Origin of the sequence: Streptomyces zingiberis (genome assembly GCF_012034935.1) — a bacterium.
GTDB classification, from domain to species: domain Bacteria; phylum Actinomycetota; class Actinomycetes; order Streptomycetales; family Streptomycetaceae; genus Streptomyces; species Streptomyces zingiberis.
The window spans coordinates 41,266-65,130 of sequence record NZ_JAATEN010000026.1 but is presented as its reverse complement, the minus strand read 5'-3'; the positions used below and the strand labels follow the sequence as shown (position 1 = coordinate 65,130).

The following is a 23,865-nucleotide window of genomic DNA, read 5'->3' as shown; positions in this document are numbered from 1 at the left end:
GCCCCAGCGTCCACGCGGCAGCCGGTGTCACGCCCCGGGACCGCACCATCCACGGCGACCCGCAGCGGCCCGTAGCGACTCACGGCAACCCACGGCAACCGTCCAGGCCCTCGCGGGAGAGGTCATACGCTCAGCCGCATGACTCCGCGAGCCCCGCAGCCCCGCCGTCCCCGCACCCGTTCCTACGACCCCGCGCGGACCCGGGCCGCGCTGGACGCCGAGATCCGCGCCGTACGGGAGGCGGTACGGGTGCTCTGCGCCGCGCCCGACGCCCCGGAACTGCTCGGTGCTCCCTCCGGCCTGGCCGGCTGGTCGGTGCGCGATCTGGTGATGCATCTCACGCGCACCTTCGACGCCCTGCCCCGGCTGCTGGCCGTCGAGGCCCCGCCCCGGGCCGAGCTCGACCTCCAGGAGTTCGTGACCGCGATGCGGACCCGGGCCGGCGAGTTCGCGGAGCGCGTCGCGGAGGACGCGGTGCGGGACGCGGCGGAGCTGCCGGGCTCCGGCGGCCCGGACGAGGTGCTGGCGCGGCTGGACGCCGCCGTGGACCGGCTCGCCGCGGCCGTCGCCCGGACGGACGGCCGGCAGCCGCTGTGGACCGTCCTCGGCGCGATGACCGTGGACGACTTCGTGGTCACCCGGGTGCTGGAGGCCGTGGTCCACGCCGACGACCTGACCTCCGCCACCGGCACCGCCGTCTCCCACGACCGGCAGGCGCTGGCCACGGTCGTCCGGCTGACCGCGGACGCCCTCGCCGTCCGGGCCCCCGGCGGCGCGGTGGAACTGCGCGTCCCGCCGTTCGCGGTGGTGCAGTGCGTCGAGGGCCCCCGGCACACCCGGGGCACCCCGCCGAACGTCGTGGAGACGGACCCGCTCACCTGGATCCGGCTGGCCACCGGGCGCAGGCCGTGGGCCGAGGCGCTGGACGCGGGCGAGCTCACCGCGAGCGGCGACCGGGCCGACCTCTCCGGGCTGCTCCCCGTCCTCGCCTGACAGCGCCCGGCCCCTCCACCGGCCGGGCCCTCTCCGCCGTCCCATCCCGCCCGGTCAGCCCCCGGCCGCACCCCGCCCCACCGGGGAAAACCGGCCCGCGGCGCCCCCGCCGGGCGCCCTCCCGGAATCCCCGGTTCGAAAGGACTCCGCGACCTGCCCTAGACTCGAAGGCGTGCCACGTGGTGACGGACGACTCAGCCACGATCTCCTCCCCGGTGAGAAGGGCCCCCAGGACGCCTGCGGCGTCTTCGGTGTCTGGGCCCCGGGGGAAGAGGTCGCCAAACTCACCTATTTCGGGCTGTACGCGCTGCAGCACCGTGGACAGGAGTCCGCGGGCATCGCGGTGAGCAACGGCTCCCAGATCCTCGTCTTCAAGGACATGGGCCTGGTCTCCCAGGTCTTCGACGAGACCTCTCTCGGCTCCCTCAGGGGCCACATCGCCGTGGGCCATGCCCGCTACTCCACCACCGGTGCCTCGGTGTGGGAGAACGCGCAGCCCACGTTCCGTGCCACCGCGCACGGGTCCATCGCGCTCGGCCACAACGGCAACCTCGTCAACAGTGCCGAGCTGGCCGACATGGTCGCGGCGCTGCCGCGGGAGAACGGCCGCGCCACGCAGGTGGCCGCGACCAACGACACCGACCTCGTCACGGCACTGCTGGCCGGCCAGGTGGACCAGGACGGCAAGCCGCTCACCGTCGAGCAGGCCGCGCCGCTGGTGCTGCCCGCGGTGCAGGGCGCGTTCTCCCTGGTCTTCATGGACGAGCACACGCTCTACGCCGCCCGTGACCCGCAGGGCATCCGCCCGCTCGTCCTCGGCCGGCTGGAGCGCGGCTGGGTGGTGGCGAGCGAGACCGCCGCCCTCGACATCTGCGGCGCGAGCTTCATCCGCGAGGTGGAGCCCGGCGAGCTGATCGCCGTCGACGAGAACGGCCTGCGCTCCTCCCGGTTCGCGGAGAAGCGGCCCCGGGGCTGCGTCTTCGAGTACGTCTACCTGGCCCGCCCCGACACCGACATCGCGGGCCGCAACGTCTACCTCTCCCGGGTCGAGATGGGCCGCAGGCTGGCCGCCGAGGCGCCGGCCGAGGCCGACCTGGTGATACCCACCCCGGAGTCCGGCACCCCGGCGGCGGTGGGTTACGCCGAGGCCAGCGGGATCCCGTACGGCTCCGGGCTGGTCAAGAACTCCTACGTCGGCCGGACGTTCATCCAGCCGAGCCAGACCATCCGCCAGCTCGGCATCCGGCTCAAGCTCAACCCGCTCAAGGAGGTCATCCGGGGCAAGCGGCTGGTCGTCGTGGACGACTCGATCGTCCGCGGCAACACCCAGCGGGCCCTGATCCGGATGCTCCGCGAGGCCGGCGCCGCCGAGATCCACGTCCGGATCTCCTCGCCGCCCATCAAGTGGCCCTGCTTCTTCGGCATCGACTTCGCCACCCGCGCGGAGCTGATCGCCAACGGGCTGTCGGTGGAGGAGATCGGCAAGTCCCTGGGCGCCGACTCGCTCGCCTACATCTCGATCGACGCGATGGTCGAGGCGACGACGATCCCCAAGCAGGAGCTCTGCCGGGCCTGCTTCGACGGCGAGTACCCGATCGACCTGCCCGACCCGGAGCTGCTGGGCAAGCACCTGCTGGAGGCGGAGGCCGCCGAGCCGAGCCGCACCGACGCGGACGGCCTGGCCACGCCCACGGCCGGGGTCGGCGGCGCCGACGCCCTGCGCCGCCCGTAGGGGGCCGCGCCGCCCTCCCTCCGGGGCGGGCGGCGGCCCGCCGGCGGGACCTCGGGGCGGCGCCGGCCGCGGACGTCCCGTCACGTTCCGGCACCCGGGGACCCCGCAGGTCCCGCACAACCGGCAGACCCGCAGTTCCACCACTTCCCGAAGCCGCTGAAGCACCCGAAGAACCGAGAGAATCCGAGGCGCCATGTCCGAGTCCACCGCCGCCGGCAGCCCCACCGCGTCTTCCTACAAGACGGCGGGCGTCGACATCGAGGCGGGCGACCGCGCGGTGGAGCTGATGAAGCAGTGGGTGGGGAAGGCCACCCGGCCCGAGGTCGTCGGCGGTCTCGGCGGCTTCGCCGGGCTCTTCGACGCCTCCGTGCTGAAGCGCTACGAGCGCCCGCTGCTGGCCTCCGCGACCGACGGCGTCGGCACCAAGGTGGACATCGCCCGCCGCATGGGCGTCTACGACACCATCGGTCACGACCTGGTCGGGATGGTCGTCGACGACCTGGTGGTGTGCGGCGCCGAGCCGCTGTTCATGACCGACTACATCGCGGTCGGCAAGGTCCGCCCCGAGCGGGTCGCCGCGATCGTCAAGGGCATTGCCGAGGGCTGTGTGCTGGCGGGCTGCGCGCTCGTCGGCGGCGAGACGGCGGAGCACCCGGGCCTGCTGGAGCCGGACGACTTCGACGTGGCGGGCGCGGGCACGGGTGTGGTGGAGGCCGACCGGCTGCTGGGTGCCGAGCGCGTCCGCTCCGGTGACGTGCTGATCGCCATGGCCGCGTCCGGACTTCACTCGAACGGGTACTCCCTGGTCCGCCACGTGCTCTCCGAGCGTGCGGGATACGAGCTGGACCGGGAGATCCCCGAGTTCGGCCGGACCCTCGGCGAGGAACTGCTGGAGCCCACCCGGATCTACTCCCTGGACTGCCTGGCACTGACCCGCACCACGGAGGTGCACGCCTTCTCCCACATCACCGGCGGCGGGCTCGCGGGCAACCTGGCGCGGGTGATCCCGGACGGGCTGCACGCGGCCGTGGACCGTTCCACCTGGCGGCCGGCCCCGGTCTTCGACCTGGTCGGCACGGTCGGCTCGGTCGAGCGCGGGGAGCTGGAGAAGACCCTCAACATGGGGGTCGGCATGGTCGCGGTGGTGGCGCCGGAGGCGGCCGACGCGGCGCTGGCCACCCTCGCGGACCGCGAGGTGGACGCCTGGGTCTGCGGCACCGTCACCGGCCGCGAGCCGGGCGGCGCGCGCTCCGCCCCCGCGGCCCTGACCGGCGACTACGCCGTGTGAGCCGATGCCCGGGACGCCCGACGCCCGAGACGCCCGATGTCACGGCGGGAGCGCGGTGGCCGGACCGGCACGAGCGGCGCGAGCAGCACGAACGGTGTGCGGGGTGACGGCCCCCCGGCGGGGACGTCACCCGCGCGGTGCGGCGAAGGACGGGACGGGAGGCCGCGGGCGCCGCGGCCCCGGACCGCCGCGCACCGCGGACGCGCCGCTGCCGGAGGCAGCACAAAGCCCGGTCCGGGAAGGGCCCCGGGACCGGGTCGGCGTGCGTGCTGGGGAGCTGGGGGAGCGGGCGCCGGGGCGTTCAGGCCGGGCGGCGCGGTGAGGCGTGGCCGCCGGCCTGCGGGCCGTCGTCCTCGTCCTCGTCGTCGTTGTACAGCTCCGCGTACTGTGCGTACGGGTCGTCCGGCTCATCGTCCGCGAAGCGCTCGCCGTTCGGCGGCTGTTTCGTCGTCGATGCGCCCAGCTCATCGGCAAGCCGTGAGAGGTCGGTCCCACCGCTGTTGTACTTCAGCTGGCGGGCGACCTTCGTCTGCTTGGCCTTGGCCCGGCCGCGCCCCATGGCTCGACCCCCTCGATAGCGGGGCTCGACGGCCCCAGAGTCTTGACACGCGTTCATGGTCCGGGGCGGCTCTCGATGAGGAGACCGTCCCGTCGGTCTTCAACGGTACCTGCTTCCGTCGCCATACGGTACGTCGCCCACAGGACGCGCCCCGCGACGGGACCGGCGGTGTGATCCGTCCCCGCTGGTCAACCGTGATGGTACCGACCGGCCCCGGGAGACCTGCCGACGGGTGGTGAGCCATCTCTCGCCACCCGCCGGCGGGCCGGGTCCGCACCGCGCCCGGCCCTCCGGCCCCGGCACGCGCGGGCCGGCGGGTCAAGAGGTGCGGCGCGCCTCCGCCATCCGCTGCTCGGCGATCCGGTCGGCGGCGACGGCCGGCGGGACGCCGTCGGCCGTCGCGCGCTCGAAGATGGCGAGGGTCGTGTCGTAGATCAGGGCGGCCTTGGCCTGGGCGCGCTCGAAGTCGAATCCCAGCAGCTCGTCGGCCACCTGGATGACCCCGCCGGCGTTGACGACGTAGTCGGGCGCGTAGAGGATGCCGCGGTCGGCCAGGTCCTTCTCGACCCCCGGGTGGGCGAGCTGGTTGTTGGCCGCGCCGCAGACGACGCGCGCGGTGAGCGCGGGCACCGTCTCGTCGTTCAGGGCGCCGCCGAGCGCGCAGGGTGCGTAGACGTCGAGATCGGCGCGGATCAGCGCGTCCGTGTCGGCGACCGCCGTCACCTGCGGGTGGCGGGCGCGTACCCGCTCGACGACCTCGGGGCGGACGTCCGTGACCACGACCCGGGCGCCGTCCGCGACCAGGTGGTCGACCAGGTGGTGGCCGACCTTGCCGACCCCCGCGACGCCGACCGTCCGGCCGTCCAGCGTGGGCGCGCCCCACAGCGTCTGCGCGCTGGCCCGCATGCCCTGGAAGACGCCGAAGGCGGTGAGCACGGAGGAGTCGCCGGCGCCGCCGGCGGCCGGGGAGCGGCCGGTGGTCCACTGGCACTCCTGGGCCACCACGTCCATGTCGGCGACATACGTGCCGACGTCGCAGGCGGTGACGTAGGCGCCGTTCAGCGAGGCGACGAAGCGGCCGTAGGCGCGGAGCAGGGCCTCGCTCTTGGCGCCGCCCTCGGACGCGGGCGCGGGGTTGCCGATGATCACGGCCTTGCCGCCGCCGTGCCGCAGACCGGCGAGGGCGTTCTTGTAGGACATGCCGCGGGCGAGGTTCAGGGCGTCCCGCACGGCCTCCTCGTCGGAGGCGTAGGCGTGGAAGCGGGTGCCGCCGAGGGCGGGGCCCAGCGCGGTGGAGTGGACGGCGATGACCGCCCGCAGGCCGCTCTCGCGATCCTGGCAGAGCAGGACCCTTTCGTGGCCGCCCTGTTCGGAGCGGAAGAGGGTGGACAGGACGCCGGGGTCGCCGGCGGCGGTGGGGTGGGACACGTCGGTCACGGTGGTGACTCCCGAGAGGCGCGGAGGGTGCCCTCCTACGGGTGGGGAGGGCTGTTGAGGCACAGAGTAGGACGTGACGGCGCCGGGATCACCCGTGCGGGACGGAATGCCGGAAGACACCTGTTCCGTGGTGGTGCGGCGGGGGCGGGCCGAGCCGGCCCCACCCGGGTCCGTAGGCTCTGCTCCGGCAGGCACGCGGGACGGGACGGGAACGCGGGGCGGGGGCCGGCGCGGGGGACCGCACCGGCCGGGGGCGGCCCGGCGGCACCCCGACGACGTGGACGGGAGTGAGCGGGTGGGTCTGGCGTCATCGCTGCAGGTGCCGTACGCCGCGTATCTGCGGGTGTACGAGCCCCTGGCGGCCTTCCCGGAACCGGAGCGCTCGCACTGGTACCGCTACGCCCAGCGCGGGGACCCGCCCACCGCCCAGGACGAGCTCCGCCGCTCGCTCGCCGACCTGCTGCCGACCCCGCCGGTCGCCGTGCCCGTGCACGAGAGCGGCGACGCCTTCGTCGCCGTCGTGGACGGGGTGACCTGCGTCTGCCCCTGGCGCACCCGGTTGCGGGGCTGGGAGGCGCTGCGGACGCTGGCCGCCACGCTGCCCGCCCCGGTGCTGGACGCCGCGCTCCCGCCGGTGGTGCGCCGGCAGGCGGCCGACGACCACGAGCGGTGGCTGGAGCGGAACCCCGACGCCCGGCCGTGGATCCGCACGGCCACCTGGCATGTGCCGGTGCGCTGGTTCGCGCTCTTCCGGGCCGAGGAGCGGGAGTACACGGAACGGTCCGGCGAGGGGGAGAAGGCCGAGGGCCCCGCGCTCCGCTACCGCACCCCGATGGTCGAGGCGAGACGCCGTGTGGCGCGTGGGCTTAAAGTGCTGCGTGAGGCGTTGGACGAGAGTCCGCTGATCGACGGTCTGGAGGACGTGGGCCGGTGGCTGGAGGAGTTCCATCCGCGGTCGCTGGTCGAACTGGACTACGGCGGCCTGGCGCACGCCCTCGGCGGCGACCGGCTGGCGGAGGACCACTCCGCCGCCGACGTCACCGAAGGACTGGAGGCCCTGCGCGCGGGGGACGGCGCGCGGGCCGGCGAGGTCTACCAGCGGCTGGTGGAGCGCTGGCGGGAGGCGCGGGAGCGGGAGTTCGCCAGCTGACGGCCGGGGCCGGGGCACGGCACAGGCGCCGGGTTACGGCGCGGTGGCCGGGGGCCGGTGGCTCACGGGCGGCGCCTCGCGGGCCACGGAGTCCCGTCCCGTGGCCGGTGGCCCGCCGCCGGCGGGATCACGCGTGGCGGGATCACGGGGGCGCGGGACGCGGTGCGGTGTCCGGTGGTGTGTGTGCCGGACGGGCGTGCTGGACGGCCGTGCCGGATGGGCGTGCGGTCCGGGCCCGCCGGTGCCGCGGACGCGGGGGATGTGGGGGACGCGGGGGACGCGGGGATGAGCCCTCGGTCACGGGAGTGTCACCCGGGGTATTCCCGGGCGTACCCCGCGATCCGGGCCATAAGGGCAAGTTCGGGCAAGCGTGAGGGAGAGCACTAAAACGGCCCTTGCTCTTTTCCCCCATCTGCGTGCCAAAATGGGACAAGGAGCTACGCAAGTGCTCCATCCGTCCGTGCGCGGGCGGATCGCTGTGCGCTGCCCTCCCCGGTGAGACCGGCGGTCGCTGATCACGGTGTGACTGATCGTCACGGGTGGGTAACTGTCCGTTCTGGCCCGGTCCATCGGGATCCGCCGAGCTTGGCCACCTCGGAGGGCAATTCCATCGGTTTGGCCGACGCGGCTGGACAGATGGTGTAGTTGTAGTGCCGAGGACAAGCCGTTCGTCCTATAACCGACTCGGCCCGCGTCCGCCATTTCGGGCAACGTGGGTCAAGGTGCAGAATTTAGAGGAAAGAACCGTGATGGTTCGGTTCTCCCGAGGAGGCCGCTCATGACCGCTCGCACCCCTGATGCCGAGCCGCTGCTGACCCCGGCTGAGGTTGCCACGATGTTCCGCGTGGATCCGAAGACGGTCACGCGCTGGGCCAAGGCCGGCAAGCTCACGTCCATCCGCACGCTCGGGGGGCATCGGCGCTACCGCGAGGCCGAGGTTCGCGCCCTGCTGGCGGGTATCCCGCAGCAGCGAAGCGAGGGCTGACGCGAGAAGCGCCTGCCCAGCCGGGCACGGCCGGGTCCCCCACGGCCTGCCGCGCCCTGCGCCCCGCTCCACCCCACCCACGACAAGGGGCCTGCCCCTACAGGCTCCGCTCCCGTGAACGCGAGAGCACGTCGTTCGATCGCGCTGGACTCCGCCGGGTCCAGCGCGATCGTTGTGTGTGGGGGCCGGCCGGGCGCAGGGGAGGCGCGCGGTCCTGTTCGGGTTTGTGTGGGGGCCGGTCGCCGGACGGACCGGGGTGGGGTGCGGGGGAGTGGCGCGGGGGTGGTGGAGCGTAGGTGCAATTGCACATATTAAATTCCCGCCCTGGTCGGCGCGCCGCGCTTCCCGTCTGGGGAAAAATCACCCCGTGACACCCGTCACACCGCTGTGTCCTTGTCCGTCTCAACTGCCGTGCGGTATTGCGGTTTTCGCCCCTCGGCCGGCTCCTCTCGCGCCAGCGCCTCCAGCCGCCGGCAGACCGGGCAGCGCCCGGTGAGGTGGCGGTAGCGCGCGGCGGCCGCCAGGTGGGCCCGGAGCAGCGCTCCCGTCTCGTGTTTCGCGGATCTCGTCATGTGCCCGCCTCCACGTGTCCGCTCCCCCTCGCTCTGGGTACCGCCGGTCCCGGAGCCCGTCAACAGGGGCCGCGCCGGGTCCGTCCCGAGGGCATCGCATACCGGCCAACCGGTCCGCGTGGCACGGGTGTTGGCGCCGGGTGGGGCCGCTCCCGCGGAACTCCCCCGCGGGCGGGGGTATGAGGCGCCGGAGGCGCCGCTGGGGGCCCGCGAGGCGCCGGAGGGGGCCGGGAGTGGGTGGGAACCGCCGGAGGGGCGCAGGCGGCCGCGTGTGCGTTCCTGACGGGATTTGCGTGCCGTGCCGGTCCCGGCGGCAGCGTCCCGGCCTCCACCGCCGCACGCGTACGAGCCCTCGCGGCTCCGATACGCCGCATGCCGTACCGCCCATCGGGTGCCGCCGTACCGCCGTTGGCGTAGTGCCGGCCGGGATCCCGTGGAGGGCGAGGTCGACGTGCGCGCGGGTTCCGGACCGGGGCGCCGTCCCCGCCGGCTTCCCCGGATACGCGGAGGAGCCCGCCCCCGGTGGGGACGGGCTCCTTCACATCGTGCGGTCCTGACGGGATTTGAACCCGCGGCCTCCACCTTGACAGGGTGGCGAGCACTCCAAACTGCTCCACAGGACCTTGCCGCGTCGCCGCTCGCGCGGCGTTGCGAAGCCAGACTCTACAGCAGGTCAGGCGGACAGTCGAACCGGCGCCGGACGGCCTCCGGCGGTCAGGGCGCGGCGGCGTCGACGGCCTTCACGATGCGCTTGTCCGACACGGGGTAGGCCGTCCCCAGCGCGTGCGCGAAGTAGCTGACCCGCAGCTCCTCGATCATCCAGCGGATCTTCCGCGCCTCCGGCGGCACCGGCCGGCCCGCCGGGAACTGCTCCAGCAGCCAGGCGTACTCGTCCTGCATCTCCTTGACCTTCGCCATCCGGCTCCGGTCGCGCTCCACGCCCGTCGGCATCTGCTGCAACCGGCGGTCGGCCGCCACCAGATAGCGCATCAGGTCCGGCAGCCGGTGCGCCCCGTGCTCGGTGACGAAACCCGGCTTGATCAGGGCGGACAGCTGTTCCCGCACATCCGCCACCGAGGCCAGCAGCGTGGGGGAGGTGGTGGCGCGCAGCCGCCGCTCGCAGGCGTGCCAGGCGGCGAGCACCTCACGCACGGCGCGGACGGTGTCCAGCGTGACGTCCACCAGGTCGGCCCGGACGGCGTCGTACAGCTTGCGGAAGCCCTCCTCGTCCCAGGCCGGGCCGGACCGCGCGGCGATCAGCCGGTCGGCGGCGGCCGTCACGCAGTCCTCGAAGAGGGCCTGGACGCCACCGTGCGGGTTACGCGAGAGCGCCAGCTTCTCCTGGTTGGAGAGCTTGTCCTGGGCGTATTTCACCGGGTTCACCGGGACGCCCAGCAGGATCAGCCGGCGGGTGCCCCGCCACATGGCCTCGGCCTGCTCCTGCTCCGTGTCGAAGAGCCGGACGGCCACCGAGGCGCCCTCGTCCACCAGCGCCGGGTACGCCTTGACCGGCTGGCCGGCCCGGCGGGTCTCGAAGGTGCGCGGCAGGGTGCCGAGCGTCCAGGAGGTGAGCCCGGTGCGCTGGACGGGAGAGGCGGGCGGCCCGTCCTTCCCGCCGTCCCCGGCGGGGGCCGTGCGGGCCCGGTCGAACGCCTTGCTGATCGCTTCCCGGGTCTTCGGCTTCAGGCGGAGCCGGAGCGCCTCCAGGTCCTTGTCCTCGGCGATCGTGCGGCGCCGTTCGTCCACCACCCGGAAGGTGATCTTCAGGTGGTCGGGGACCTTGGCGGGGTCCCAGTCCTCCGGGGCGATCGGGACGCCGACCATCCGCCGCAGTTCCCGGCCCAGTGCCGCCGTCAGCGGCTCCTGCCCGGGGACGGCGGTGGCCAGGAACCGCCTGGCGAAGTTGGGCGCGGGGACGTAGTTGCGGCGCACCGGCTTGGGGAGCGACCGGATCAGCTCGGTGACCAGTTCCTCGCGGAGCCCGGGGATCTGCCAGTCGAACCCCTCGGGCGTGACCTGGTTGAGGACCTGCAACGGGATGTGGACCGTCACGCCGTCGGCGTCCGCGCCCGGCTCGAACTGGTACGTCACCCGGAACTTCAGGTTCCGCTGGCGCCAGGAGTCCGGGTAGTCGTCCTTGGAGACGCCCTCCGCCCGCTCGTTGATGAGCATGGACTTCTCGAAGTCCAGCAGCTCCGGCTCCTCGCGGCGCTTCTTCTTCCACCAGGAGTCGAAGTGCGCGCCCGAGACGACGTGATCGGGGAGCCGCTGGTCGTAGAAGTCGAAGAGCGTCTCGTCGTCCACGAGGATGTCGCGGCGCCGGGCCCGGTGCTCCAGCTCCTCGACCTCGCTCAGCAGCTTCCGGTTGTCGTGGAAGAACTGGTGGTGCGTCCGCCAGTCCCCCTCGACCAGGGCGTGCCGGATGAACAGTTCGCGGGAGGTCTCCGGGTCGATCCGGCCGTAGTTGACCTTGCGCTGGGCGACGACCGGGACGCCGTAGAGGGTGACCCGCTCGTAGGCCATCACCGCGGCCTGCTTCTGCTCCCAGTGCGGCTCGCTGTAGTTCCGCTTCACCAGGTGCCCGGCCAGCGGCTCGATCCACTCCGGCTCGATCCGCGCGTTCACCCGCGCCCACAGCCGGGAGGTCTCCACCAGCTCGGCCGACATGATCCACCGCGGTGGCTTGCGGAACAGCGCCGACCCGGGGAAGACCGCGAACTTCGCGCCCCGCGCGCCCAGGTACTCGTTCTTCGCGTCGGTGTCCTTGAGCCCGATGTGCGAGAGGAGACCGACGAGGAGCGAGGCGTGGACGCGGTCCGCCGGCGCGTCCGGGTCCTCCGCCGAGCCGGTGGAGACGCCCAGCGACCTGGCCACCTGGCGGAGCTGGCCGTAGATGTCCTGCCACTCGCGTATCCGCAGGTAGTTCAGGAACTCGGTACGGCACATGCGGCGGAAGGCGGAGGAGGACAGCTCCTTCTGCTGCTCGCGCACGTGGCGCCAGAGGTTCAGCAGGGTCAGGAAGTCGGAGGTCTCGTCGCGGAAGCGGGCGTGCTGCTGGTCCGCCTGCTGCTGCTTGTCGGCGGGGCGTTCCCGCGGGTCCTGGATGGAGAGGGCGGCCGCGATCACCATGACCTCGCGGACGCAGCCGTTCCGGTCCGCCTCCAGCACCATCCGCGCCAGCCGCGGGTCCACCGGGAGCTGGGCGAGCTTGCGGCCGATGGGCGTGAGCCGCTTGCGGGCGTCCCGGGAGGAGCCGCCGCCCCGGCGGCCGGCGCCGGGGGCGGAGGGATGCTCCCGGTCTCCCCGGTTCCCCCGGTCTCCCCGATCCTCCGGGTCCTCCCGGTCCCGCGCCGTCTCCGGGCCCTCCGTGTGCCCGCCGCCGTCTCCGGGATCCTCCCGGTCCCCGGCGCCGTCCTCGGCCCGCGCCTTCGTCTGCCGGGTCTCGAACGCGCCCAGCTCCTCCAGGAGTTGCACGCCGTCCTTGATGTTGCGGCGGTCCGGCGGGTCGATGAACGGGAACCGTTCGATGTCCCCCAGCCCGGCCGCGGTCATCTGGAGGATGACGGAGGCCAGGTTGGTCCGCAGGATCTCGGCGTCGGTGAACTCCGGCCGGGAGAGGAAGTCCTCCTCGGAGTAGAGCCGGACGCAGATGCCGTCCGCGGTACGGCCGCAGCGGCCCTTGCGCTGGTTGGCGCTCGCCTGCGAGATCCGCTCGATCGGCAGCCGCTGCACCTTGGTGCGGTGGCTGTAGCGGGAGACGCGCGCCATGCCCGGGTCGATCACGTAGCGGATGCCGGGGACGGTGAGGGAGGTCTCGGCGACGTTGGTCGCCAGCACGATCCGCCGCCCCCCGTGGCGCTGGAAGACCCGGTGCTGCTCGGCGTGGGAGAGGCGGGCGTAGAGCGGCAGCACCTCCGTGCCGGGGAGGTTCCGCTTGTTCAGCGCGTCCGCCGTGTCCCGGATCTCCCGCTCGCCCGAGAGGAAGACGAGGATGTCGCCCGGGCCCTCGGCGGTCAGCTCGTCGACGGCCTCGGAGATGGCCGTGATCTGGTCGCGGTCCGCCTCCTCCGACCCCTCCTCCAGCAGCGGGCGGTAGCGCACCTCGACGGGGTAGGTGCGGCCGGAGACCTCGACGATCGGGGCGGCGGGCGCCTCCGGCCCGTCCCCGCCCGCCGGGACGGGCCCGCCGTCTGCGGAAGCCGTGCCCTTCGCCGGGACCGCGGTGGCGCCCGCCGTCCGGCCCGCGGCCGTTCCCGCTCCCGTGGCGGCAGCCGTTGCCGCTCCCGCGACGCGCGGGGCGAAGTGGCGTGCGAAGCGCTCCGGGTCGATGGTCGCCGAGGTGATGACCACCTTGAGGTCCGGGCGTTTCGGCAGGAGCTGGGCGAGATAACCCAGGATGAAGTCGATGTTGAGGCTGCGCTCGTGGGCCTCGTCGATGATCAGGGTGTCGTACTGGCGCAGCTCGCGGTCCGTCTGGATCTCGGCCAGCAGGATGCCGTCCGTCATCAGTTTGACGCTGGTGTCCGGGCCCACCTGGTCGGTGAAGCGGACCTTCCAGCCCACCGCCTCGCCCAGCGGCGTGTTCAGCTCCTCGGCCACCCGCTCGGCCACCGTACGGGCGGCGATACGGCGCGGCTGGGTGTGCCCGATGAGGCCCCGGACGCCGCGCCCCAGCTCCAGGCAGATCTTGGGAATCTGCGTGGTCTTCCCGGATCCGGTCTCACCCGCGACGATCACCACCTGGTGGTCGCGGATCGCCGCCAGGATGTCGTCCTTCTTCCGGCTGACCGGCAGCGCCTCGGGATACGTGATCGCCGGTACGGCGGCGCGGCGCCGGGCGACCCGGGCCTCGGCCCGCTCCAGATCGGCGGCGATCTCGTCCAGCACCGCCTGCCGCGCCTCGGGCTTGCGGATGCGCCGGGCACCGTCCAGCCGCCGGCCGAGGCGCTGCTCGTCGCGGAGCATCAGCCCGGAGAGCCGGTCCCGGAGGTCGGTGAAGTCGGCGGGGGCGGGGGGAGTGGAAGTAGACATACCGACCCCAGGATCGCACCTCGGGGAAACCCCTGGCGAGCGAGTTACCCCGCGGGGCCTCCCCGGAGGCCGCCGGGGGCCGCCTGGCCCCGGGTTTCCGGCCCGGGGAGCGGCGTGAGCCCCGGCGGGGGCGCGGGACCCCGCCGGGGGCGGGCGGGCCCGGCCGGGGTGCGCGTGGCCGGGTCAGGCGGCCGGGGCAGGGGACGCGCGGCCCAGGGGACGGCGGGACCCCGTCCGGGGGCCGGTCGCGGGCCCCGGAGCCCGCCGCGGCCGTCCCGAATCGCCCCCGGCCCGTCGCCCCGTCCGGCAGGATGGCCCCGGCGGGGCGGCCGAAGGACAAGGAGAAACGGTGAGCGATGTCGTGCAGCAGCAGACCGGACCCGCGTGGGAGACCGCACAGTGGCTGAACCGCCCGCCCCGGGCCACCACGGACGACACCGGCGCGCTGGTCGTCACGACGGCCGACGGCACCGACTTCTGGCGCCGCACGAGCTACGGCTACATCCGCGACGACGGGCACGCCCTGCTGACACCCTTTCCCCAGGGCGGCATGGTCGAGGTGACCTTCGAGGCGGACTTCACCGACCTCTACGACCAGGCGGGACTGATGATCCGCGTCGACGCCGAGAACTGGGTCAAGGCAGGCATCGAGTACACCGACGGCGCGCCTCACCTGAGTGCCGTCGTCACCCGCGAGTTCTCCGACTGGTCGCAGTCGCCGGTGCCCGACTGGGCCGGGGCTCCGGTCACCATCCGCGCCGCCCGCGCGGGTGACGCGCTGACCCTGCGGGCCCGCCGCGCGGACGGCCCCTGGCGGATGTTCCGGCTGGTGCCCCTGGCCCCGGACGCCCCCGCGACGGCCGGCCCGTTCTGCTGTTCCCCGGAACGCGAAGGGCTGACCGTCCGCTTCACCACCTTCACCACGAGCCAGGCGGAAGCGGAGGCGGAGGCAGGGGCGCCGCAGGTTCCGTAACGCCGCCGCGTGGCCACTCCACCAGCCTGCCGGCCCGGTCCCGGCCCGCCGAAGGGCTCCCGGCCGGGCCGGCAGGCCACTACTTCCCCCTCCGGAGCGGGCCCCGTGCTGCTTCCGCGGCCGGAGAGGAGGTATCTCCCTCCTCGGCACGTTCTGGCGTTGACGTGCAGGACGCCGGTGCGGCTTCCCGCGAGGAAAAGGGGTGGCATTACCTCCGTGCGCTGGGAGGGCGGCGGCTCGAATGATCGTGCGTGCGTGGGGGCCCGGAAATCCCGGGGATTTCACCGGTGTTCCGCGCTCTTTCCCGCGAATCGCTCTCTGATGGGGCAGACATGGGGGACCGCCGGTCTTCCGCTCGCCTGAAGATGCTTGGGGCGGAGGGCATCCGATGCTGTTGGCTGAAGTGACCTCTCACCGGGTGTGATCGGTGCTAAAACGTCCGGTATGGCATTGCCCTTCAGTAAATCGCAGGTCATCCGGCTCGGTGAGCGTTTGGTCAAGGCGAACGAGCCGAGCGATGAGGATCTCGCGGCGCTCAGCGATCTACTGATCGCCTATGACGACACCCTGGCGTCTGCTTTGGAGATCGTGCGTGACCTGGGATTCGATCCCACAAGTCGTGTCAAGAACACTGGAACGATCTTGGAGAAGCTGGCGAGGCACGGCGGTTCCTGGCTGAAGAGCATGCAGGACCTGGCAGGCATGCGGATCGTGCTGGACGGCACCAGGACGGCTCAAGACGAGGCGGTCCGGTTGATCGTCGAGGCCTTCGCTTCGGCCGAGCGTGAGCCGAAGGTCATGGATCGCCGGTCGCAGCCAAGTCAGGGCTACCGGGCCGTCCATGTGATCGTCTTCCTGGACGGTATCCCTGTCGAGATCCAGGTCAGAACGCGATGGCAGCATGAGTGGGCTGACATGTTCGAGAAGCTGGCGGATCTGATCGGTCGAGGTATCAGATACGGAGAGGCCCCCGCGCACTGGTGGGAACCGGCCAGGGGCTTGGCAGAGGGTGAGACGGCGAGGAACGCCGCTCTCATGGAGATCTACGAGGCCTCCTACCGGTACCACGTGGCCATGACGGAGAGCGCAGTAGCGTTGAGTGACCTGATCAACGCTTTGGAAGAGGCTGCGGTCTCCGGGGCGCGACAGGATGACCGGGTGCGGGAACTGTGGGACTCGGTTCGGGAGAGCCTGGCGCATCTCCGTGAGGAGATGACGCACATGACGCCTGTCTCGCAACGGAGCGATGTTGGTAGCGTGGAACCATGACCAACGTTCTCGTCGTGTACGACCGCTCGGCTGGTCGCCTGTTGCGCGAGCGGCAGTACGTGCACCGGCGAGATGCCTTGGCTGCCCGATTCGAGGCCGAGAAACAGTATCGCGATCATGCGAACGTTGAAGTGGTTGTCCTGAGCGCCAGGAGTCGTTCTGATCTGCTGCGCACCCACGCTCGGTACTTCCTCAGTCTCGATGAACTGGCGGCTCGCATGGCCTGAGGCCGTGAAGGTCTGGGACCGTTCACCGGCAAGTTCCACTGACCACGGGCGGCCGCTGCCGTCCGTTGCTCCTTGCCCGGCTTCGGCCGAGATCGCCGCGGGAGCGTAACGCTGGTGGGCGGGCGCCAACCACTTGAGGGGTCCCAGGGCGTCGCCACCCGCCACGAAGAACGCGGGGAGGTCCTCATGGCCATGAAGGGGGCGCCCACGAGGTGACGACTCCCCGACTCGCTGGCGCAACTGGTGGTCCCACCGGTACGAGAAACCCCCGCCGAGGATCTCGGCGGGGGCGTTTGCCCTGGTGGGCGGTGGTGGCTGGGGCCGGGGTCGAACCGGCGACCTTCCGCTTTTCAGGCGAGTTGATCATGCGTGGTGGATCACGCTCCGGCCCACGAACGCCCAGGTTGAACACCCCGTGACTGACCGCTGTTGACCGTGATCGTCCGCCCCCGTTGCCGTCATACTGCCGTCAGCCGGGGTCTTCTGCCATGGCCCTGGACCTGCCCTCAAGCTCCCATCCCGTCTGCCTTCGACCCACACGCAGTGGAGCGGGCTTGGCCCCTGGTGTCCAGGTGGAGCGCGCCACTGTACGAACGACCTGGACACCAGGGGCCAAGGCTGCTCGGCTTGTCCTGGGTCGAAGGCAGACGGGATGGGAGCTCCCTCGCGCACTACGACGTCGCGGCACTCGCCATCGGAGCCGCCGCCATCCCGGAGCCTGAGCGCCCCCGCCGGAGGCATCGTCGTAGCCGTTCGCCTCTGATGCTCACCTGCGCCACTCGGCCCTCACGCTGCGGGCGCGCGGCCTGCGGGCGGCGGCGCTGAGCGGGACGGAGGCAGGAGCGGGCGCGGCCGTCCGCCGGCCGCGCGCCCGGCGGAGCGGAGCGGAGCCGGGTGACTTGATGATGTAGAGAATCTTGTAACGCGCTACCGCTCCGGTGCGACGTAGCAAAGCGCGCTGGTCTGCTGCCCGTCTCCGTAGTGGTGCGCGGTCTCACCGATCTTGCGCCAGCCCAAGCGCTCGTAGAGGCGTATCGCGGCCACGTCCTTCGTCATGACGTCGAGCACCAGGCGGAGCCCTCGGGACTGTGCGTGGGCCATGGCCGTCCGTGCCAGCTCCTCGCCCAGCGCGCGTTCCCTGGCGCTCTTGAGGACGAAGAGCCGTGCGAGTACCGCCACGTTCTCGATGCTGTCGCCGCTCTGCTCGGTCCAGAGGGATGCGGCGTCCTCGCCCTTGGGGCTCATCACCGCCACGTGCCCGACGACTTGGCCGCCGTCGGTTATGGCGACCCAGGACGCCAGTACGTCGTCCGACCACAGCCACGCTTCCGGCTGCTCCACTCCCTCGACGGGATACCCGTCCGTCGCGTGGACCTCCACCAAGGCCGCCGCCGCGCCGGGCAGGTCGGTCTCTTCGAGGGGACGGATTCGCGGGCTTCCCATGGTCGTGCTCCTGGCTACTCGGCTACTCGACGGGCAGTTCGTACAGCAATCCGGTCTGGTCCGCGCGGTGGACGTACCGGGAGACCTCGAACGGGGTGCCGTCCTGGTCCAGGCTCGTGTGCAGGACCTCCAGGACGGGGACGCCCGGCAGGAGATCCAGAACGGCGGCTTCGTGCGGCGTCGGCATCCGCGCGCTGATCTCGTCCCGTACCCGGCGCATAACGTGTCCCAGCTCCTCCAGCCGCCCGTAGATGCCGTGCGGTCCCGACTTGGGTTGCATGAGCAGTGTCCCCTCGGCCTCGTCCCACCGGAGGTAGGTGGAGACGATCTGGACCGGCTCGTCATCGGCGAAGTAGTGGTTCTCCCGGTGGACGACGCTGGCCTCGTCGGCCGGCACGTGCAGGCGCTCCGCAATGTCCTTCGGCGGAGTCTCCACCTCGATGCTGACGACCTCGATCCTGGCCGTCTTGCCCTGTCGCCGCGCCTCCAGCCGGAAGGGCGTCAGCCCCGTCTCACGGTTCTTCGAGGAGTAGCGGTCGCTGCCGAACCGGAAGAGCCGCTGTGGTTCGCGGACGAAGACCCCGCGGCCGTGCTTCGCGGTCACCAAGCCTTGTTCGGCCAGGATCCGGATGGCCTCGCGGGCGGTGTTCCGTGCGGTCCCGTAGCGCTCGGCCAGCGCCCGTTCCGACATGAGCTTGTCCCCGGGTGAGAGCTGACCGGATTCGATCTCCGCGCGCAGGGCCTCGGCGATGCGCCTGCTCGGAGGCGGCTGGGAGGGAGTTCCGGGCGTCGTCATGCCCAGCATCGTAGCGCTGGCTTAAGCCAGAAGGTTGACCGCGTGTGACCCTCCATGGTCAACTGGCTCAAGCCACTAGTGGCTCAAGCCAGTTGAGGGGCGGCGCCCCTACCGCCAAGCAGATGCGCCGCCCCACCCCTCTCTCAAGGGAGTTCCATCATGCCCGTCTCACTCGTGCACCCCCACCGGGTGACCGGTCGGCCCCCTGCTCCGAGGATCGTCCGTACGGCTGCCCGGTGCTGCGCTGTGTGCGGCCTGTCGCACTGCGACGCTCCGCAAGCCTGCCGCTGGGAGTACGACCGTACCGAGTGGCTGGAGTGCCCCGACTGCGGCGGCAGCGGTTACGACACCACCGGATTCCGGATCTTCTGTCCCATCTGCCGGGGCTCGAAGATGCTGAAGGTCGAGATCGTCGAGGATGCGGCGGAGGAGCGGTGACCGCCTTCCCCGTCGCCCCCGAAGCCGTGGCCGGTGCCGCCGCGTCCGTGGGGACCGATCCCCTGACCCTGGCCGATCTGCTCCGTGTCGCCTCGGCGCCGGGCTTCGAACGCTGGCAGGAGCAGATACGCCGTACCGGGGGCTGTTCGGACCCGATACATCTTTCCGGCGCGACCGTCACCCGTGACGCCCGGAGTGGGGAGGTGCTACACACCTACTCCACCGAGGCGGAGCCCGGCGGGCGGCTCCGGGTGGCCTGCGGCAACCGGCGGGCCTCGCGCTGCCCGTCGTGTGCCTGGACGTACGCCGGGGACGCCTACCACCTGATACGCGCCGGACTGACCGGAGACACGAGGATGGGCGTCCCGGACCGGGTGCGGGTTCACCCCGGGGTCTTCGTCACGCTGACCGCGCCCTCGTTCGGCCCGGTGCACAACCGCCCCGAGTCCGGGCGCTGCCGGTGCGGCTCCGCGCACGCCGAGGACGATCCGGGGCTCGGAACCGCGCTCGATCCCACGCGGTACGACTACGCCGGGGCGGTGCTCTGGAACAACCACGCCGGGGAGCTGTGGCGCCGCTTCACCACCTATCTGCGCCGCGAGGTGGCCGCCCGCGCCGGGACCTCCCAGCGCGCGCTGCGGGACGTCTGCCGGATCGCCTTCGGGAAGGTCGCGGAGTTCCAGAAGCGCGGGGCCATCCACTTCCACGCCATCGTGCGCCTGGACGGTCCCGACGGCCCGGACTCCACCCCGCCGCCCTGGGCCTCCACCGGTCTTCTGGGCGACGCGATCCGGGCCGCCGCATCCCGGGTCGCCCTGGCCGTGACGGGCTCCGGAGACGTTCCGGCGCGGGTGCTCCGCTGGGGTGAACAGGTGGACGTCCGGGCCATCGGTACCGACGGGCAGGAGCTGACCGAGCAGGCCGTGGCCGCCTACGTGGCCAAGTACGCGACCAAGGCGGCCGAGTCCACCGGCACCGTGGACCGGCGGATCGGGGAACTCTCCGAACTCGACAAGCGGCCCGGCCTGCCCGCGCACACGCGGCGGCTGATCGAAGCCTGTCATGCCCTGGACGAGACGTATCCCGACCGCAAGCTGTGGGCCTGGGCACACATGCTCGGCTTCCGTGGCCACTTCCTGACCAAGTCCCGCCGCTATTCCTCGACCTTCGGCGAGCGGCGCCAGGTCCGCGCCGACTTCCGCGCCCGTCAGGAGCGCCGCGCCTCGGGCCTGCCCGAAGACCTCGGCGGCCCGGACGGCTCCGCGCTCGTTCTCGCCCACTGGACCTATGCCGGGCACGGCCACTCCCCGGGCGAGTCCTGGCTCGCGGCCTCCATCGCCCGGGACATCCGCGAGAACCGGGAGACCGCGCGCGAAGCACTCGCGGAACTCGACGAACACGGGAACGGGGAGGAGTGGATATGAGCCGCCGCAATCGGCTGAACGGTGAAGGAACGATTACTCGCCGGAAAGACGGGCGTTGGGAAGCGGCAGCGTACGTCCCGACCTCAGCGGGCACCTTCAAGCGCAAACGCCACTACGGGCGTACGCGCGCCGAAGCCCACGCCAAGCTCGTGCGGATGCTGGAACAGGCGCATCGCGGAATCCCCGTGGCCGACAAGGCGTGGACGGTCGGGGACTATCTGACGTACTGGATCGAACATGTCGTGGCCCCCCGGCGGCGGCCGAAAACCCTGCTCGCCTACGAATCGGCGGTACGCCTCTACCTGGTGCCGCTGCTCGGCGGCAAGCGGCTCGAACGACTGGCGCCCCGGGACGTCCAGGCGATGCTGGCCCGGCTGCGGGATCTGTGTCTCTGCTGTGCTCGGCAGCTCGACGTCCGGCGGCCCGAGGCGGAGCAGTGCTGTTCGCGGGACCGGTGCTGTGGCCGGCACTTGTCAGCTCGCATGGTCCAGCTCGTCCACGCCGTATTGCGCAACGCCCTTCAGAGTGCCGTGCGGGAGGAACTTGTGTCACGCAACGTTGCCAAGCTGGTCCAGGTGGAGGGGCCTTCCTACGCGCGTGGCAAAGGGCTCGACACGGTGGCGGCCCGCGAACTGCTGGCGACGGTGCGGGGCGACCGGCTGTACGCGCTGTACCTCCTGGCCGTGACCCTCGGGCTCCGTAAGGGGGAACTCCTCGGCCTGCGGTGGGACGTGGTGGACCTGGACCGAGGAGAACTCGCGGTGACTCGCTCGCTCCAGCGGATCAACGGAGAGCTGGTGTCGGCGGAGCCCAAGACGCGGCACTCGCGCCGGACCATCCCCCTGCCTTCCTTTGTCAGAGACGCCCTGCGGGCCCGGTGCGAGCAGCAGCGGCAGGAGCGGGCGGAGTGTGGTGGCGAGTGGATGGACTCCGGTCATGTCTTCACGACGGCCGTCGGCTCGCCCGTGGACCCGCGCAACCTCAACCGCCACTGGTACGCCCTCCAGAAGCGGACCGGGCTGGAGGGCTACCGCTTCCACGATCTGCGCCACTCGTTCGTGTCGCTTCTGCTCGATCTCGGGGTGGCGCCCCACATCGTCCGGGAGATCGCCGGGCACAGCGATCTTCAGGTCACGCTGGGGATCTACGCCCACGCCTCTCCGGAGGAGAAGCGGAAGGCATTGACGCAGCTGAGCGACCTGTTCGGGACGGGCTGAGAGAGCCACTGCCGTCATACTGCCGTCAGAAAGCGACAAAAAGGCCCCCGCCGATGATCTCGGCGGGGGCGTTTGCCCTGGTGGGCGGCGGTGGCTGGGGCCGGGGTCGAACCGGCGACCTTCCGCTTTTCAGGCGGACGCTCGTACCAACTGAGCTACCCAGCCACGCAGCCTTGCGGCTGCAGCGGTCCTGACGGGATTTGAACCCGCGGCCTCCACCTTGACAGGGTGGCGAGCACTCCAAACTGCTCCACAGGACCCAGCTCCGTGCGAGCGCTGGTGTCGTACTCCAGTCTCGCACAGGGTGACGCGTGCCCCCAACGGGATTCGAACCCGTGCTACCGCCTTGAAAGGGCGGCGTCCTGGGCCACTAGACGATGAGGGCTGAATGGCCCGCCTGGAGCGCCTTCCGGCGCCGTCGGGGACGTGAGAAGCATATGGGATGGGGGGAGCGATCGCCAAAACGGTTCCGGGGGCCCGGGCGGGGGTGGGAGCCGGGAGCGCGCCCGCCCCCGCCCGGCCCGTCCCGTGCCGTCCCGCCCCCGTGCCGTCCCCGTGCCGCCCCGCCGTCCGTCACCCGTCCGGGGCGGTCGCCGAGGGCGTCGGGGAGCGGGACCCGGACGACCCGGGCGGGGACGGTGAGGACGGTGAGGACGAGGGGGACGGCGAGCCGGACGGGGCGGGCGAGGGCTCCCCGCCCGGGGTGTTCTCGTCCGGGAGGCGCCGGCTGACCTCGGCCGTCGACAGGCCCAGCCCGCCGAGGGTGATCTCGTCCCAGGCCTGGAGGGTCCGCTCGTCCCGGTCGAGGTAGAGGATCGACGCCTGGACGTCCGCCGGCTCGTCGCCCTCCACCGCGCGCAGGCCGTCGCCGCCCGTGGAGCCCTGGACCATCAGCCGGGTGCCGCCGTCCAGCTCGTACGTCTTGCGGTTGTGGGTGTGGCCGGCCAGCACCAGGGGGACCGTGCCGTCCGTCTCGCGGGCGGCGACCGGGTTGTGGGCCACCGCGATGTCCACGGCCGTGCCCTTCTTCCGCTCCGCGTCGATCGCGCGGGCGAGGTGGCGGCCCGCGGCGCGCTCCGCGTCGTCACCGGCGGCCTGCACCGAGCGGTCCGGGGTGAACTGCGGGTCGCCGATGCCGGCGATGCGCAGTCCGGCGACGGTCACCGCGTCACCGTCGTCGAGCACGTGGACGTTCTCCCGCTCCTCCAGCGACGCCTGCGTCTGCGCGGAGTCGTGGTTGCCGCGCACCCAGACGTAGGGGGCGCCGAGGGTCTCGACGGGGTCCAGGTAGCTGTTCTCGGCGGCCGTGCCGTGGTCCATGGTGTCGCCCGAATCGATGATCACATCGATCTCGTACTGCTCGACCAGGGATTCGATGATGTGCCAGGCAGCCGGGTTGAGGTGCATGTCGGAGACGTGCAGCACCCGCATGGTGCTCGGGTCCGGCTGGTACGCGGGCAGGTTCGCCGTCGCGTCGTAGAGCTTGGTGACGTTGGTGACCAGCCGCGCCAGCTCCTGCTGGTAGACGTCGAAGTCGCTGACGATGGAGCGCGCGTTGCCGACCACGCTCGGCGCGCTGCTGAGCAGCCCGGAGAACTTCGGCTCCAGGACGGACTTCGGATTCCAGGTGGCGTACGCGGCGGCGCCCGAGGCGGCCAGCAGCGCGAACGCCAGGCCGCCCGCCGCCAGGGCACGCCGCGGGCGCCGGTACACCGCCAGGCCGAGCACCGTGGCGCCGGAGACGACGGCCACCACCGAGCGCACCCCCAGCTCGACGGTGCCGGACGCCACGTCGGCGGCGATCTCGTCCTGCAGTCCCGCGATCCGCTCCGGGTGGTTCACCAGCGCCTGGGAGCGCTCCGGGTCGAGCTGGTCGACGTCCACGTCCAGGCGGACGGGCGCGTGGTGGCTGTCGAGTTCGAGCGCGCCCAGCGGGGAGACGTTGATCTTCGTCCCGCCGGTGAGCGAGGGCCGCAGCGCCATCTTCGTGTCCATGGGGCCCACCGGCGTCCGCACGCTGCCGACGACCAGCAGGCCGAGCCAGGCCCCGATGAGCACCACCGCGACGAGACCGCCGGCACGGACGTACGGGTTCGGGGTGTGGCCGAGGGACCGGACGGCCGGAACGGGTCCCGATGTCCGCGAGCCCGGCGATCCCGCTGATCCCGGCGGGGACCCGGCCGGCGAGGACGCGGAGGAGGACGGGGACGAACGGAAGCCGCCACCCCGGCCCCGGAGGAGACCGCGCAGGCGGCGGCTGAGTGGTGCGCGTGCCATTGGGGGCGTATGCCCGGGGCCGTTGATCACTATGCGCCGGGGCGGGCCTGCGGT

At 72.3% G+C, this 23,865-nt stretch carries 18 protein-coding genes and 4 tRNA genes; 11 read left to right on the top strand and 11 right to left on the bottom strand.

What is annotated here, in order from left to right:
* Positions 1-138: 138 nt before the first annotated feature.
* The 3 genes from HCK00_RS24365 (at position 139) to purM (ending at position 4,013) form a co-directional block, all read left to right on the top strand.
* Positions 139-993, top strand: a complete 855-nt coding sequence (locus tag HCK00_RS24365) for a sterol carrier family protein (protein ID WP_168104185.1) — start codon at positions 139-141, stop codon at positions 991-993.
* Positions 994-1,165: 172 nt separating this feature from the next.
* A complete protein-coding gene (gene purF, locus HCK00_RS24360; RefSeq protein ID WP_168104184.1) occupies positions 1,166-2,725 on the top strand; it encodes an amidophosphoribosyltransferase in 1,560 nt (519 codons plus the stop codon).
* A 193-nt stretch (positions 2,726-2,918) separates the two neighbouring features.
* On the top strand, positions 2,919-4,013 hold the full coding sequence (gene purM / locus HCK00_RS24355) for a phosphoribosylformylglycinamidine cyclo-ligase (RefSeq protein WP_168104183.1): 1,095 nt from the start codon (positions 2,919-2,921) through the stop codon (positions 4,011-4,013).
* A 301-nt stretch (positions 4,014-4,314) separates the two neighbouring features.
* Here the strand turns inward: purM and HCK00_RS24350 are convergent, their stop codons facing one another.
* The gene (locus HCK00_RS24350) at positions 4,315-4,572 is read right to left on the bottom strand and encodes a DUF3073 domain-containing protein (protein ID WP_168104182.1); all 258 of its coding nucleotides are present in this window, start codon (positions 4,570-4,572) and stop codon (positions 4,315-4,317) included.
* A 318-nt stretch (positions 4,573-4,890) separates the two neighbouring features.
* Entirely contained in the window at positions 4,891-6,009 is a 1,119-nt protein-coding gene (locus tag HCK00_RS24345) for a Leu/Phe/Val dehydrogenase (RefSeq protein ID WP_311765466.1), read from the bottom strand.
* Between the two features lie 295 nt (positions 6,010-6,304).
* Between HCK00_RS24345 and HCK00_RS24340 the strand changes: the two genes are divergently transcribed.
* Together HCK00_RS24340 and bldC are read left to right on the top strand one after the other, a co-directional pair.
* Complete coding sequence (locus HCK00_RS24340; RefSeq protein WP_168104181.1) at positions 6,305-7,159, top strand: DUF8083 family protein; 855 nt, start codon at positions 6,305-6,307, stop codon at positions 7,157-7,159.
* A gap of 778 nt (positions 7,160-7,937) precedes the next feature.
* The gene (bldC, locus tag HCK00_RS24335; RefSeq protein ID WP_020869672.1) at positions 7,938-8,144 is read left to right on the top strand and encodes a developmental transcriptional regulator BldC; all 207 of its coding nucleotides are present in this window, start codon (positions 7,938-7,940) and stop codon (positions 8,142-8,144) included.
* A gap of 377 nt (positions 8,145-8,521) precedes the next feature.
* Here bldC and HCK00_RS24330 read toward each other — a convergent pair whose 3' ends face one another.
* The 3 genes from HCK00_RS24330 to hrpA form a co-directional block, all read right to left on the bottom strand.
* Complete coding sequence (locus HCK00_RS24330; protein ID WP_168104180.1) at positions 8,522-8,716, bottom strand: DUF6274 family protein; 195 nt, start codon at positions 8,714-8,716, stop codon at positions 8,522-8,524.
* 548 nt (positions 8,717-9,264) lie between these two features.
* Positions 9,265-9,339 (bottom strand) — tRNA-Asp (locus HCK00_RS24325).
* A 91-nt stretch (positions 9,340-9,430) separates the two neighbouring features.
* Complete coding sequence (gene hrpA / locus HCK00_RS28005) at positions 9,431-13,747, bottom strand: ATP-dependent RNA helicase HrpA (protein ID WP_168104179.1); 4,317 nt, start codon at positions 13,745-13,747, stop codon at positions 9,431-9,433.
* Positions 13,748-14,096: 349 nt separating this feature from the next.
* On the opposite strand from hrpA, the gene HCK00_RS24315 reads away from it, so the two are divergent.
* From HCK00_RS24315 to HCK00_RS24305, 3 genes are all read left to right on the top strand, one after another.
* Complete coding sequence (locus HCK00_RS24315; protein WP_311765465.1) at positions 14,097-14,720, top strand: DUF1349 domain-containing protein; 624 nt, start codon at positions 14,097-14,099, stop codon at positions 14,718-14,720.
* Between the two features lie 444 nt (positions 14,721-15,164).
* Positions 15,165-15,989, top strand: a complete 825-nt coding sequence (locus HCK00_RS24310) for a RelA/SpoT domain-containing protein (RefSeq protein WP_168104178.1) — start codon at positions 15,165-15,167, stop codon at positions 15,987-15,989.
* Positions 15,986-16,216 (top strand): hypothetical protein, encoded by a 231-nt coding sequence (locus HCK00_RS24305; protein ID WP_168104177.1) that lies wholly within the window; start codon positions 15,986-15,988, stop codon positions 16,214-16,216. The genes HCK00_RS24310 and HCK00_RS24305 overlap by 4 nt, the downstream gene beginning before the upstream one ends.
* Before the next feature lie 927 nt (positions 16,217-17,143).
* Here HCK00_RS24305 and HCK00_RS24300 read toward each other — a convergent pair.
* Together HCK00_RS24300 and HCK00_RS24295 are read right to left on the bottom strand one after the other, a co-directional pair.
* Positions 17,144-17,659 (bottom strand): GNAT family N-acetyltransferase, encoded by a 516-nt coding sequence (locus tag HCK00_RS24300; RefSeq protein WP_168104176.1) that lies wholly within the window; start codon positions 17,657-17,659, stop codon positions 17,144-17,146.
* Between the two features lie 22 nt (positions 17,660-17,681).
* Positions 17,682-18,455: a GntR family transcriptional regulator gene (locus HCK00_RS24295; RefSeq protein ID WP_168104175.1), complete on the bottom strand. Its 774-nt coding sequence runs from the start codon at positions 18,453-18,455 to the stop codon at positions 17,682-17,684.
* 159 nt (positions 18,456-18,614) lie between these two features.
* On the opposite strand from HCK00_RS24295, the gene HCK00_RS24290 reads away from it, so the two are divergent.
* Genes HCK00_RS24290 through HCK00_RS24280 form a run of 3 tightly spaced genes read left to right on the top strand, consistent with a single transcriptional unit; the run spans position 18,615 to position 21,534 of the window.
* Positions 18,615-18,893 (top strand): hypothetical protein, encoded by a 279-nt coding sequence (locus HCK00_RS24290; protein ID WP_168104174.1) that lies wholly within the window; start codon positions 18,615-18,617, stop codon positions 18,891-18,893.
* Positions 18,890-20,317 (top strand): replication initiator protein RepSA, encoded by a 1,428-nt coding sequence (repSA, locus tag HCK00_RS24285; RefSeq protein WP_311765464.1) that lies wholly within the window; start codon positions 18,890-18,892, stop codon positions 20,315-20,317. The genes HCK00_RS24290 and repSA overlap by 4 nt, the downstream gene beginning before the upstream one ends.
* Positions 20,314-21,534: a site-specific integrase gene (locus HCK00_RS24280; RefSeq protein WP_168104173.1), complete on the top strand. Its 1,221-nt coding sequence runs from the start codon at positions 20,314-20,316 to the stop codon at positions 21,532-21,534. The genes repSA and HCK00_RS24280 overlap by 4 nt, the downstream gene beginning before the upstream one ends.
* Positions 21,535-21,625: 91 nt before the next feature.
* Here the strand turns inward: HCK00_RS24280 and HCK00_RS24275 are convergent.
* From HCK00_RS24275 to HCK00_RS24255, 4 genes are all read right to left on the bottom strand, one after another.
* Positions 21,626-21,699, bottom strand: a tRNA-Phe gene (locus tag HCK00_RS24275).
* 20 nt (positions 21,700-21,719) lie between these two features.
* Positions 21,720-21,794: transfer RNA gene (locus tag HCK00_RS24270), tRNA-Asp, on the bottom strand.
* A 52-nt stretch (positions 21,795-21,846) separates the two neighbouring features.
* A tRNA-Glu gene (locus HCK00_RS24265) sits at positions 21,847-21,919 on the bottom strand.
* A 188-nt stretch (positions 21,920-22,107) separates the two neighbouring features.
* Positions 22,108-23,811: a metallophosphoesterase family protein gene (locus HCK00_RS24255; RefSeq protein ID WP_168104172.1), complete on the bottom strand. Its 1,704-nt coding sequence runs from the start codon at positions 23,809-23,811 to the stop codon at positions 22,108-22,110.
* Between the last annotated feature and the right edge of the window lie 54 nt (positions 23,812-23,865).